Source organism: Bacillus sp. FSL K6-3459 (assembly GCF_038003305.1).
In the GTDB taxonomy this organism is placed as follows: domain Bacteria; phylum Bacillota; class Bacilli; order Bacillales; family Bacillaceae; genus Bacillus; species Bacillus pumilus_O.
The window spans coordinates 3,278,983-3,291,655 of record NZ_JBBOOW010000001.1 but is presented as its reverse complement, the minus strand read 5'-3'; the positions used below and the strand labels follow the sequence as shown (position 1 = coordinate 3,291,655).

Sequence of the window (12,673 nt, the reverse complement as noted above, 5' to 3'; positions counted from 1 at the left end):
CCTTGGAAAAAATCATCGTCCGCGGCGGTCAAAAGTTAAACGGCACAGTTAAAGTAGAAGGAGCAAAAAATGCCGTTTTACCAGTTATCGCTGCATCTTTGTTAGCAAGTACAGAAAAAAGCGTAATTTGTGATGTACCTACGCTCTCCGATGTATATACAATCAATGAAGTGTTACGTCATTTAGGAGCAGAAGTACATTTTGAAAATAACGAAGTATCAGTGGATGCATCACATGCACTAGAAACTGAGGCTCCGTTTGAGTATGTCCGTAAAATGCGAGCGTCTGTGCTCGTCATGGGACCACTTTTAGCAAGAACAGGTCATGCAAGAGTTGCTTTACCTGGAGGCTGTGCGATTGGGTCAAGACCAATTGACCAGCATTTAAAAGGCTTTGAAGCAATGGGAGCTAAAATTCAAGTAGGAAATGGTTTCATCGAGGCTGAAGTCAAAGGCCGTTTAAAAGGTGCGAAAATCTATTTGGATTTCCCAAGTGTTGGTGCAACTGAAAATATCATCATGGCAGCAGCATTAGCTGAAGGGACAACGATTTTAGAAAACGTAGCAAAAGAACCTGAAATTGTTGATTTGGCAAACTACATTAATGCCATGGGCGGTAAAGTTCGCGGAGCTGGTACTGGTACAATCAAAATCGAAGGTGTGGAAACACTTCACGGTGCAAAACACAACATCATCCCAGACAGAATTGAAGCAGGTACTTTCATGGTGGCAGCAGCCATTACAGAAGGAAATGTTCTTGTGAAAGGCGCAGTGCCGGAGCACATGACATCACTTGTAGCGAAAATGGAAGAAATGGGTATTCAGATCATTGAAGAAGAAGAAGGTTTAAGAGTCATTGGACCATCTCAGCTTAAGCCAATCGATCTAAAAACAATGCCACATCCTGGTTTCCCAACGGATATGCAATCTCAGATGATGGCGCTATTGCTTCGTGCGAACGGAACAAGCATGATCACAGAAACGGTATTTGAAAACCGCTTTATGCATGCAGAAGAATTCCGCCGTATGAATGGCGATATTAAAATTGAGGGTCGCTCTGTCATTATCAACGGGCCAGTTGAACTTCAAGGTGCTGAAGTGGCAGCGACTGATTTAAGAGCAGGAGCAGCACTTGTACTTGCTGGATTAGTAGCAGAAGGTCATACACGTGTCACTGAGTTGAAGCATATCGATCGTGGTTATGTGAACTTCCACCAGAAGCTTGCAGCAATCGGTGCCGATATTGAAAGAGTAAACGATGAAACAGCAGATGTGACACAAGAACAAGTTGTATCAGATCTGAACGCGTAATGATAAAGAAATCAGTGTGTCCATAGGGCATGCTGATTTTTTTTAGAATCATAGAATGTTTTATGTTTAAAGCTTATCATTAGTGTATCCAACCATCTTAAATTTTATTCATAAAGACGAACAGTAAACTCAGTTAGTAAACCGCCTCTTATCTTCATTAAAAGACTTGTCCACTCAATGAAAGAAGCTGTCATATTAGCTTGTCCCCGCCCATAGGATAAAAGAGATCCAATGACAAATGGGGGCAGCCAAATATGAAACCAATGATATGGACAATTGCAGGAATATGCATCATTATTTTAATGATTCCAACTTTACTTGTGTTGCCGACGTTTCAAGGGAAACCGGAGGCAAGCCAGCATGTATCAGCGGAGCCATCAGTTAAAAAAGAAGTGAAGGGCACAGTCAAATTGAAGCAATCACCCGTTGCTATCCCCGTCTATCGTTCAGCTCATCAGCAGGTAGAAAACATCCCCTTAGAAGAGTATGTGATCGGTGTCGTAGCGTCTGAAATGCCAGCTGATTTTGAGATGGAAGCACTCAAGGCACAGGCACTCGCCGCAAGAACGTATATCGTTAGACAAATGATCATCGATAAGACCGTCAAATCACCAAAGGGCTCTCTTGTAGATGATACCCAAATGTTCCAAGTGTATAAAAACAAGCAGGAACTGAAGAAAATTTGGGGGAAAGCGTACAATTGGAAGTTGAAAAAAGTCACAGAAGCTGTCGCTAGCACACAAGGAAAAGTGCTGACTTATGACGAAAAACCAATTGATGCTTCATTCTTTTCAACAAGTAATGGGAAAACGGAAAATGCCGAAGCTTATTGGAAAAATGAAATCCCATATTTGAAAAGTGTCTCAAGTAAATGGGACGAAAAGTCGCCAAAATTTCAAAACAAGAAAACCATCCCAGTTAGCGAATTTCAGCAAAAATTAGGTGTGACGCTTACTCAACAGACTCAGGTAGGACAGATAGTAGAACGGACACCAGGAAATCAAGTAGCAAAAGCCGTCATAAACGGTAAAACACTGACAGGTAGAGATATTCGAGAGTCATTAGGACTTCATTCAGCGGACTTTACTTGGGAACGACAGGGCCAGCAAATTATCATCACGACAAAAGGTTATGGCCATGGTGTTGGAATGAGTCAGTACGGTGCGCATTATATGGCACAGTCAGGCAAAAAAGTAGATGCTATCGTGAAACATTATTATAAAGGGATTCAAATTGAATCAGCTGATCGTTTTCTTAACACGTATATGGCTAAAAAATAAAGCAAAGGTGCCTCAGAATGGGGGCATCTTTTTTGTGTGTTCCAAGAGGTTTGAACAGAATGTGTCAATTTGCGACTTAAGACGCACCTCAGGAAATCTTAAACATTTATGTCCCGACAAGAACCGATGGCCGATACAAAGCCCCTCGAAAGAAGGAGAAAACAAGAGAAAAAATGATGCGTTAGGTGAATGTATCTAGACAACTGACAGATTTTTAGTGATTTTGATGAAAGAGAAAAAGGGACCGAGTCCTATACCATTCCAAGACAGAATATTTTACGATTAAGATGTTTCAATTTAATACATAGGGAGGAAGGGGAAAATGATGTTGAAAAAAGTAGTTACACTCGTAACCTTAGCTGTATTGACATTATCTATGTCAATCTCTTCACCAGTATTTGCAAAAGCATCTACAGTCAAAAAACATAACCAAGATGTAAGAGTCACCATCTTACTTGATGCAAGTGGAAGCATGGCAAGAAAAGTAGAGGGAGAACGCAAATTTGACCTCGCAAAACAAGAGGTATTTAAATTTGCTCAGTCACTTCCAAAAGACGCTAAAATTCGTATGAGCTTGTTTGGCTCTGAAGGAAACAACAAAAATTCAGGTAAAGCTCAATCATGTGAAGTCATTAGAGGCGTTTATGGCGTACAGCCTTACGAAAAAGAAAGCTTTGAAAACTCTTTAAACGGACTTGGACCAAATGGCTGGACACCGATTGCTCGTGCTCTTGAGCATGCAAAGCAAGCGGATGAACAGCTTAATAATGGTACAAAACATATTGTGTACCTCATCACTGATGGCGAAGAAACTTGTGGCGGAGATCCAGTAAAAGTAGCAAAAGAATTGCATAACTCTAAAGGGTCGACTGTTGTGAATGTCATTGGATTAGACTTTAACGATGGCTATGAAGGTCAATTAAAGCAAGTAGCCAAAGCTGGAAAAGGCCATTACTACCAAGCAAGTACTGGTAAAGAAATGGGCTCTATCCTGTCAGCAGAATCATTAAAACTACACGAATAACTTGCTGAACAAAAGGGAAACGATTGATTTATGCTTTCGTTTCTCTTTTTCTGTACAAATGTAAAAAGGGAGGTTTTTATGAATGAAACGCAATATTGTATTAACCGTTTTGGCTAGTCTTGTCCTGCTTCTTTCTTCACCAGCTCATGCTGTGACAAAAAAACAGGAGCCGGCTCATGTCGTGATATTACTCGATCTAAGCGGCAGCATGGCGCAATCAGTTGAAGGCGAAAAGAAAATCGATATCGCCAAACGTTCTATTCAAAGCTTCGCAAGTATTTTATCAGATGATACACAAGTCCTTCTTCGTGTGTTTGGTCATGAAGGAACCAATAAAAATGCAGGAAAAGCAATTTCTTGTGGAAGCTCTGAAGCCGTTTATGGATTTGGATCATATGAGTCATCAACATTTCAGCAAGCACTGAATGTGTATAAGCCAACCGGCTGGACACCACTTGCAAAAGCATTAACAGATACGAAGCAAGATTTTGAAGATCACCAGGCTGAAGGGAAAAACATTGTCTATGTCGTCAGCGATGGTAAAGAAACTTGTGGAGGAAACCCTTCACAAGCAGCAAAGGAATTACATGAAGACGGAATTGACACCATTGTTAATATCATCGGCTTTGACGTGAATGAAAAAGAAGCAAAAAGTCTAAAGTCTGTTGCAAAAGCGGGCGGTGGACAATATCAACCGGCTGCAAATGCCAAAGAATTGAATCACATTCTACAAAATGAAGCGAGCGCTTTTGGTCAGTAGGATATGAAAGGGAGCTGGGGATTGTTTTCCCCAGCTGTTTTTTAGTTAAAGATCAATTCAAGGTGGTTTCTAATTCATCAATTCGTTTCTCCACGTAGTGCTGGTCTTTTCTTGCATGAAAGGTTTCGGCTTTTTCTAATATGGCCGCCGTATTATATTCGGGAATCTGTGAGTAGCTCTCATACACACCCTTTGGAATTAAAACGTTCCCTTCAGGCCAGTAAACAGCGATATTGCCACGTTTCAACTCCCCAAATTGAGCGACTCCTTGGTAGGATCCATATTGATTAAACAAAACAACTGGATCACCTTCTTTAACATAAAGCTCTTTAGCATCTTCTTCATTCATCAAGATAGAATGACGCTTCCCACCATTAAAGGCATCCTTTTCACTATAGATCATCGAGTTGAATTGCTTTCCTCTTCTTGTCGTGATATTAAAATGACCCTCAGTTTTTCGGTATTGAGGCAGCTGGGCAGGAAGAAGGTGTCCTTTGCCATCCGGAGTTGGACACTCCCCATCTTCACATAGCCAGGCACCTCCCCATTGAAAAACGTCTCCTTTATGACGTAAATGCTGGATGCCATCATAATTTCGATTTGCGATCGCAATCTCACGGCGAATGTCTTCAGCCGTTGAGAAATGAATCAGCTCAGCATCTTCAGGGCGTACTCTTTTTGCAAGATCAATATAAATATCCCATTCTGCTCTGGCCTCCTCAATCCGAGGTCCTTCAATTTCTGGGCTGAAATATACCATGCGTTCCGTACTAGTGGAAGTACCGCCTCCTGGCTGCTCATATCTTGTCATAGCAGGGAGAACAATTACCGCTTCTTCTGCCTCTACAAGTGTAGAGGTATTTAAAATGATATCTTGATGCACACGAAGTTCAAGCTCAGATAAAGCTTTTTCGATCGCATCTGGATTTGGCATCGTTTCTAAAAAGTTCCCGCCGCTCGTAAACAGCATTTTGAGTTTTTGTGGATGCTCTTTTGGGAGCGCCATTTTCTCAAATGATTGCCCAATAGTGTCACCATGCCATTTTGGAATGTCAAACCCCCAAACCTTTTCGATTCTTTCAATATTCTCTTCATCAAAATCACTGCCCGGCAAAACAAACGGGTCAGCACCCATTTCACCAGAACCTTGAACACCGCTATGCCCGCGAATTGGCATGACACCACAATGTTTCCTGCCAATAAATCCACGTAACATAGCAAGGTTGGCGACCTGTGATATATTATCCGTTGCAAAGCGGTGCTGGGTAAGACCCATGCTCCAAATGAAAACGCCTGAATTCGCATTGGCAAGAAGGATGGCAAATTCCTTCATTCTTTCTTTTGATAAGCCTGAAGACGCTTCAAGGTCTTCCCATTTCAACTGTGCGACATGTTGCTGTAAATCCTGTATGCCGGTAGTATGGGCTTGAATAAATTCATGATCAAGAGCGGAATGGGGCGCATGTTGCTCCATGTCAAACCAGTGTTTGATGACGCCGTTCATAAACGCAATATCGCCGCCTATATTGACTTGATAGAAATCATCCGCGATTTTTGTGCCGAATAAAGCACTTTCTGGAATAGAGGGAACCCAGTACTTTTCCATGGCAGGCTCTTTATACGGATTGATGACTATAATTTTGGTTCCTTTCTTTTTCGCCGCATACATATATTTAGTGGAAACGGGCTGATTGTTTGCTGCGACAGATCCCCAAAAAATTAAGACATCAGTTCCGATCCAATCGTTGTAATTACAGCTGGAAGCTCCTATTCCAAGGGATCGCTTAAGAGCGGTTTTGCTCGGTGAATGACAAATGCGCGACGCATTATCAATATGATTTGTCCCGATAAAGCGAGCTGCCTTTGCAGCGGTATAATAGACTTCATTTGTTATTCCTCTAGCTGTTAAATAGAAAGCGAGCTGCCGTTTATCAATTGATTTGATTTTCGTTGCGATTTGATCTAATGCATCATCCCAGGAAATCCGCGTAAAGGCATTGTCACCTTTTTTTCGAATCAGTGGATAAGGGATACGGCCAAGTTTGCGAAGAGTGGTGCTGTCCATTTGTTTGAGCTGTTGAATGTCTTCAAACCACTTTGGATCAATAGCTGGCATTGTATTAAGACGAAGTACATTTAGTCTTGTGGTGCATATATGAGGTCCTGCGAGTGTTTGGTCATATAACCCTGAAACACCAAGGGCACAGCCGTCACACACGCCTTGCGTTAAAATACGATATGCATAGGGGAGATTATCTTTGTTCTCCCACGCCACTTTCATCGTATCTCGAATGTGTTTCGGCTTTACTTTTCCAAGTCCCATAGGCGCAAAAGAGGCCCATAGCTTTGGTGAGGGTTTTTTATTAAGCTTTATAGGCCCCTTATGTTTTGTTTTCCCCATGATAACATCACCCTCCTATTACTTTATAAAGCGTTTTCATATCTAAAAATTACCTTTAGATTGTGATTCTGTCAAATTCAAATTAAGACCGGGATGAGACAGAAGAAGTAGCAGTAAGGTTTGTTTCTCTAAGCTGCTGAATATCCTTCCGGATGAGAAGAGATATGATAAAAGCAATGAAAAATAAGCCAGAGAACACCATCAGACTTTGCGTGTAGTTACCAGTTATATCCCGGATAAAGGATGAAAATAAAGGTCCTGCTAAACCAGCAGCTGCCCAGGCTGTCAGAATATAACCGTGTATGGCACCAAGTTGTTTCGTGCCAAATAAATCGCCAATATAGGCTGGAATTGAGGCAAACCCTCCTCCATAGCACGTATAAATGATCGCCATCACAATTGAAAAGACGAGCGGTTCCTTTAAATAGGGAAGTAAAGGAAAGGCAATGAGTTGAATACTAAAGAAGATTGTATACGTATTCGGCCTTCCGATATAATCTGAGAAGGAAGCCCAGCCAATCCGTCCTAAACCATTAAAAGCACCTAAAATGCCAACAAGGGTAGCGGCAGCACCTGCAGTTAATCCAACACTTTCTTGAGCAAGAGGCGATGCTACTGAAATAATGGCAATCCCGCATGTAATATTAATAAAGAGCATGAGCCACAAATAATAAAAACGTCGTGTTTTGATCGCTTCATTTGCTGTAAGCTGTGATAAATCCTGAGGGATTTTTCTTTGATTTGTTTTTAACACGTCAAATTGTTTGACGTCATCAGGTGTTGGTGGTGATAAATAAAGAGATGAAATCACCATGATCATAAAATAGGAAATTCCAAGAATGTAAAAGGTATTTGCGATATCTACTTTTTCAATGAGATATTGGATAATTGGGCTGCAAATAAGAGACGCAAACCCAAAACCCATAATAGCTAAGCCTGTTGCTAGTCCTCTACGGTCCGGAAACCATTTCACTAAAGTTGATACAGGTGCAATGTAACCTACCCCTAATCCTATCCCAGCGAGTACACCATAAAATAAATAGAGGAGAGGGAGTGAGGACAGGTGGACAGCGAATCCTGACCCTGTCATTCCAATACCAAAGAAAATGGCTGAGAAGAGCCCTGATGCCCTTGGACCATACTTTTCAACGAAATGTCCCATGAATGCAGCAGATAAACCTAAAAATAAAATAGCAATACTGAAGGTCAGGCTTATTTCCGTGAGTGACCACTGAAAGGCTTGATGTAAAGGATTCGTAAAAACACTCCAAGCATAAACAGACCCAATAGATAAATGAATTCCCACAGCACTTGTTGCAATGAGCCAACGATTTTTCGATTTTTTCATTTTGTTCCCCCCATATAAAGCAATCAAAAAGTTTGATAAGATAGAAATATGTTACATTTTTATGACTTTTTAAAATAATATCACAATTTGATTGGTTCATATAACTAAATTTGTGCTGAAAGGAAGATATACAATGAATCCTTCTGTTAAAAAGAAACGAGTCATACACCAATACCGTGAAGGTCAATTTACTTGCAAAACAGATGAAATTGTAGAAGAATTTCCTTTAACTGTGATCGTGAACGGTGAGGAATTTGTAACACTTGTTTGTTCACCAGATCATTTGAAAGAATTGGTGATCGGTTTTTTAGCTTCAGAAGGAGTCATTCGATTTGAAAATGAGATTAAAAGGTTTACAATAGATGAAAGTATGGGCTTTGCCTATGTTGATTTAGTTCACTCAAGCGGATTTCAGTCATCAGATTTTACTAAGCGGGTGATTGGTTCTTGCTGTGGGAAAGGGAGACACTTTTATTTCCTCCAAGATGTGAAAACAGCAAAAACAGCCATTGATCGAATTAATATTTCTGCTGAAACTTGTATGCGTCTAATGAAATCTTTACAAGAAGAAAGTCAATTGTTTCAACATACTGGTGGTGTGCATAATGCTGGACTGTGTGATACAGAAAAGCTATTCATCACTAGAACTGATATAGGAAGACATAATGCATTAGATAAAATCTATGGATACTGTTTACTTCATCAAATTCCGCTTAGAGATAAAATTCTTGTGTTTAGCGGCCGGATATCATCAGAAGTTCTGTTGAAGGCAGCAAAACTAGGAGTGTCGATCGTTATCTCAAAATCAGCACCTACTGAACTGGCGCTTAATATGGCAGAAGAATTAAATATCACGACAGTTGGATTTGTCAGAGGGGAATCTTTTAATATCTACACCCACCATCAGCGTATAACAGAATAGGAGGCAAAGTATGGACAGTATATTGGATAAGAGACATCGACCATTGCGCGATTTAAGAATATCAGTAACAGATCGCTGTAACTTTAGATGTACGTACTGTATGCCTGCTGAAATTTTTGGACCAGATTATCCTTTTTTGAAAAAAGAAGAGCTGCTTAGTTTCGAAGAAATTGAACAGCTTGCTACCCTTTTTGCAAAGGACCTAGGTGTGGTAAAAATACGCATCACGGGTGGCGAACCTTTAATGCGAAAAGATTTGCCTATCTTAATAGAAAAGCTCTCAAAAATTCCAGGAATCGAAGACATTGCTATGACAACAAATGGAACGCTTTTACCTGTATATGCTGATAAGTTAAAGAAAGCAGGTCTTCAAAGAGTCACCATTAGTTTGGATTCGTTAAATCCTGACCGTTTTAAGCAAATGAACGGAAGGAATATTTCTATCCAAAAAGTGTTTGATGGAATTGAGGCTGCAAAAACAGCTGGACTTGCTATTAAGATCAATATGGTTGTTCAAAAAGGTGTGAATGATCAGGATGTTTTGCCAATGGCAGCTTACTTTAAAAAAGAAGGACATGTTCTCAGATTTATCGAGTTTATGGATGTCGGAAATACGAACAAATGGAATCTAGAGCATGTCATGACAAAAAAAGAGATTATTGGTCTAATTGATTCAACATTTCCCATCAAACCAGAACCTCCTCAATACCCAGGTGAAGTAGCCAACCGATTCTTTTACCAAGATGGTTCAGGAGAGATAGGCATTATTTCTTCTGTTTCAGATGCTTTTTGTGGAACATGTAATAGAGCGAGGCTTTCTGCTCGCGGTGAATTGTTTACATGTCTTTTTGCATCATCGGGTTTTGACCTGAAGCGGGTGATTCGTTCGACAAAAGATAATGAAGAAATAAAGAACATATTGAAGGAACTATGGTCGAATAGAGATGATCAATATTCAGCCGAGAGAGAGCAAAAGAAAGATCAGAAAAAAGTTGAAATGTCATACATCGGTGGGTAGTGACAACAAAGTATCATGATCATGATTTTTTGAAAAGTAGGAAAAATGTCATAATCATGATTGAAAATCCTTTTATAGAAATAGGTCTATTCATCTTAGAATCCTATCATGATCAAAAACCAGCAGAGATTCTGCTGGTTTTTAAAATGTTATTTTGTGGCTCAAAAAGGTTGAGATAGGCCTAGAAAATAGTTTTTTCAACATTTTTTACTGCTTTACTTTTATGGGAGCTGTGATAAGATCAACTCAATCTTTACCAGCTCGATTTTTTCACTCCTGGAATGTGGCCCTTATAGGCAAGCTCACGAAAAGCAATTCTAGACATTTTAAATTTTCGTAAGTAACCTCTGGGACGACCGGTTAATTCACAGCGGTTTTTTAAGCGGGTAGGGGAAGAGTCTCTAGGTAATTTCCGCAAAGCTTCATAGTCACCTTGTTCTTTTAACTCTTTTCTTAATTCTGCATATTTCAATACAAGCTGCTGCCGCTTTTTTTCTTTAGCAATTTTAGATTTCTTTGCCACTTAAAACCCTCCTGGCTTAATGTTGGATTTTCCATTGAAAGGGGTCTTCAAACGTAGTCCAATCTTGATCAAATTCCTCAGGTGTGAGTAAGCATTGATCAAGTGTACGAATGATATCTGCTTTAGGTAAATCTACACCAATAAACACAAGTTTTGTATGCCTGTCACCAAATTCTGCGTCCCACTCATCAAGAAGCTCTGGTTCTTGCTTTAATATCTGTGCTTTTTCTTGCTCAGGCAAGGCAGCAATCCAGTAGGCAATTGGTTCAATCTGAACAGATTTTCCAGCCTGTGAAATTAAAATGGTTAAATCATGATGTGTGGCAAGCCACGTAAACCCTTTAGCGCGAACGATTTGCTCCGGCATCTGATCTAGCCAATTATTTAACCTGCCAGTATGGAAGGGAAGTCTTCTCTCATAAACAAAGGATGAGATATGGTATTCTTCTGTTTCCGGCGTATGCTGAGAATGCCCAGCGTTGATTTCTTTAATCCAGCCAGCAGAAGCACTGGACTTTTCAAAGTTGAATAAACCAGTATTTAGAATGTCACTGGGCTTTACTTGCCCTTTTGAGGTTCTGATGATAGATGCTTCTGGTTGAAGTGTTGTCAGCACATGCTCAAGTCGGTCTAATTCTGAGTTTGATACTAGATCACACTTATTGATAATCAGTACGTCACAAAATTCAATTTGATCAATCAGTAAATCGGAAATTTCTCGTTCGTCATCATCGGAAACGGATTGTTTACGGTCTAATAGACTTTCTCCTGACTGGAAGTCGGTCCAGAAACGGTTGGCATCTACAACAGTGACCATAGTGTCTAGCCGGCAAAAGCGTGTTAAATCGATGCTCATTTCTTCATCAATATAGGAGAAAGTTTGCGCGACTGGAATTGGTTCACTAATACCTGTAGACTCAATGACAATATAATCAATATGACCAGTCTTACATAGGCGCTCTACTTCAATTAACAAATCTTCTCTTAATGTGCAGCAAATACAACCATTAGATAATTCAACTAGCTTCTCATCTGATCGAGAGAGCTCACCGCCTTGTTTGACTAGTTCTGCATCAATATTAATTTCGCTCATGTCATTAACAATCACAGCCACTTTTAACCCTTTACGATTTTGTAGTACATGATTTAATATGGTTGTTTTTCCAGCTCCTAAAAAACCGCTTAATACTGTAACCGGTATTCGCTTATTCATTTCCTTCTGTCCCTTTGCCAACGATCATGTTCATTTCCGCCTCTCTTAAAAAGTAATGATTACGATTTGTAGTCTGAAAAATTATTTTGTTTCTCTATGAAGGGTATATTTCTTTAACCGAGGAGAATATTTTTTTAACTCCAGTCGATCCGGATTCGTTCTTTTATTCTTTGTTGTGATATAGTTTCTGTCACCAGTTTCCGTACAGGCCAAGGTAATTTTCACACGCATCAGTAATAGGATCCTCCTTTAATTCGTAATAGTTACGATTTGTATTGTAAAATGATCAAGATAGAATGTCAAGCTTTGTAGGGTGATCATGCAAAATGATCAAACAACAGGGGTATCGAATGTTTATTGATACCCCTCTCGATTAATAAAAGTCACCAAGCTCTTCTTCGTATTCACCTTCATATTGCTGAATGTCACTAGGAATTTCTTGAAGAAATGCTAGACCGCCTAATATCAGCATCAGGATAATGGCGATGAATGAGAGAATGGCTGCGACAATACTTGATATGGCAAATAGCGTCTGCATTTTCATCATCTTTGCATATTGTTCTAATAACTCTTCATAAGAAGTATCAGGAGCTTGAATTAATTGTTCAGCTGCGTTTACAGATTTTTGTACATGGATTCCCATCATAATGAGGAAGACGCCAAGGGCAGCAGGAAGAACAAGCCAAAAGCCAACGAGAATAGCTAGGCCGCCTGAAATATAGAGAAATATACTACCAACTTTTCCCCACTTTGTGATCGAATGAAGAGATTGAATGATTTTCTCAGTTTGTTGCAATGATGTTCACTCCTTTATGTATTCACCCTTTATCATACTTGAGCAGGTAGTACTTTAGGAAGAGTGAATGTAGAACAA

Annotated in this window: 11 protein-coding genes and 1 pseudogene; 6 read left to right on the top strand and 6 right to left on the bottom strand. The window is 39.9% G+C overall.

The genetic code is table 11. The features are described 5' to 3' along the window. The first annotated feature begins 2 nt into the window (after window positions 1–2). The 4 genes from murA (at window position 3) to MHI35_RS16760 (ending at window position 4,374) form a co-directional block, all read left to right on the top strand. On the top strand, window positions 3–1,310 hold the full coding sequence (gene murA, locus MHI35_RS16775; protein WP_211062601.1) for a UDP-N-acetylglucosamine 1-carboxyvinyltransferase: 1,308 nt from the start codon (window positions 3–5) through the stop codon (window positions 1,308–1,310). A gap of 254 nt (window positions 1,311–1,564) precedes the next feature. Further along, window positions 1,565–2,590, top strand: coding sequence for a stage II sporulation protein D (gene spoIID / locus MHI35_RS16770; protein ID WP_335349578.1), 1,026 nt, complete (start codon window positions 1,565–1,567; stop codon window positions 2,588–2,590). 325 nt (window positions 2,591–2,915) lie between these two features. Next, window positions 2,916–3,614, top strand: coding sequence for a VWA domain-containing protein (locus MHI35_RS16765; RefSeq protein ID WP_335349585.1), 699 nt, complete (start codon window positions 2,916–2,918; stop codon window positions 3,612–3,614). 82 nt (window positions 3,615–3,696) lie between these two features. Beyond that, window positions 3,697–4,374, top strand: coding sequence for a VWA domain-containing protein (locus MHI35_RS16760; protein ID WP_335349577.1), 678 nt, complete (start codon window positions 3,697–3,699; stop codon window positions 4,372–4,374). A gap of 52 nt (window positions 4,375–4,426) precedes the next feature. Here MHI35_RS16760 and MHI35_RS16755 read toward each other — a convergent pair whose 3' ends face one another. Next, entirely contained in the window at window positions 4,427–6,775 is a 2,349-nt protein-coding gene (locus tag MHI35_RS16755; protein ID WP_211062598.1) for an FdhF/YdeP family oxidoreductase, read from the bottom strand. A gap of 82 nt (window positions 6,776–6,857) precedes the next feature. Beyond that, the gene (locus MHI35_RS16750; RefSeq protein ID WP_335349576.1) at window positions 6,858–8,123 is read right to left on the bottom strand and encodes an L-lactate MFS transporter; all 1,266 of its coding nucleotides are present in this window, start codon (window positions 8,121–8,123) and stop codon (window positions 6,858–6,860) included. A gap of 208 nt (window positions 8,124–8,331) precedes the next feature. Between MHI35_RS16750 and fdhD the strand changes: the two are divergent. Both fdhD and moaA read left to right on the top strand, forming a co-directional pair. Then, a pseudogene (fdhD, locus tag MHI35_RS16745) lies at window positions 8,332–9,045 on the top strand (formate dehydrogenase accessory sulfurtransferase FdhD); the annotation flags it as partial. Window positions 9,046–9,055: 10 nt separating this feature from the next. Then, complete coding sequence (gene moaA, locus MHI35_RS16740) at window positions 9,056–10,063, top strand: GTP 3',8-cyclase MoaA (RefSeq protein WP_144520417.1); 1,008 nt, start codon at window positions 9,056–9,058, stop codon at window positions 10,061–10,063. A 253-nt stretch (window positions 10,064–10,316) separates the two neighbouring features. Here the strand turns inward: moaA and rpsN are convergent, their stop codons facing one another. The 4 genes from rpsN to MHI35_RS16720 form a co-directional block, all read right to left on the bottom strand. After that, window positions 10,317–10,586: a 30S ribosomal protein S14 gene (gene rpsN / locus MHI35_RS16735; RefSeq protein WP_012011533.1), complete on the bottom strand. Its 270-nt coding sequence runs from the start codon at window positions 10,584–10,586 to the stop codon at window positions 10,317–10,319. Window positions 10,587–10,602: 16 nt separating this feature from the next. Beyond that, the gene (locus tag MHI35_RS16730; RefSeq protein WP_335349575.1) at window positions 10,603–11,799 is read right to left on the bottom strand and encodes a GTP-binding protein; all 1,197 of its coding nucleotides are present in this window, start codon (window positions 11,797–11,799) and stop codon (window positions 10,603–10,605) included. Window positions 11,800–11,880: 81 nt separating this feature from the next. Next, on the bottom strand, window positions 11,881–12,030 hold the full coding sequence (gene rpmG, locus MHI35_RS16725) for a 50S ribosomal protein L33 (protein ID WP_003214771.1): 150 nt from the start codon (window positions 12,028–12,030) through the stop codon (window positions 11,881–11,883). Window positions 12,031–12,172: 142 nt separating this feature from the next. Then, window positions 12,173–12,595, bottom strand: coding sequence for a DUF5362 family protein (locus MHI35_RS16720; RefSeq protein ID WP_144520422.1), 423 nt, complete (start codon window positions 12,593–12,595; stop codon window positions 12,173–12,175). Between the last annotated feature and the right edge of the window lie 78 nt (window positions 12,596–12,673).

Bases quoted from the DNA above. Each gene is read 5' to 3' on its own strand.
- MHI35_RS16750 (WP_335349576.1), bottom strand. From the start codon at position 8,123: ATGAAAAAATCGAAAAATCGTTGGCTCATTGCAACAAGTGCTGTGGGA.
- MHI35_RS16755 (WP_211062598.1), bottom strand. From the start codon at position 6,775: ATGGGGAAAACAAAACATAAGGGGCCTATAAAGCTTAATAAAAAACCC.
- rpmG (WP_003214771.1), bottom strand. From the start codon at position 12,030: ATGCGTGTGAAAATTACCTTGGCCTGTACGGAAACTGGTGACAGAAAC.
- MHI35_RS16730 (WP_335349575.1), bottom strand. From the start codon at position 11,799: ATGAATAAGCGAATACCGGTTACAGTATTAAGCGGTTTTTTAGGAGCT.
- spoIID (WP_335349578.1), top strand. From the start codon at position 1,565: ATGAAACCAATGATATGGACAATTGCAGGAATATGCATCATTATTTTA.
- MHI35_RS16760 (WP_335349577.1), top strand. From the start codon at position 3,697: ATGAAACGCAATATTGTATTAACCGTTTTGGCTAGTCTTGTCCTGCTT.
- MHI35_RS16765 (WP_335349585.1), top strand. From the start codon at position 2,916: ATGTTGAAAAAAGTAGTTACACTCGTAACCTTAGCTGTATTGACATTA.
- moaA (WP_144520417.1), top strand. From the start codon at position 9,056: ATGGACAGTATATTGGATAAGAGACATCGACCATTGCGCGATTTAAGA.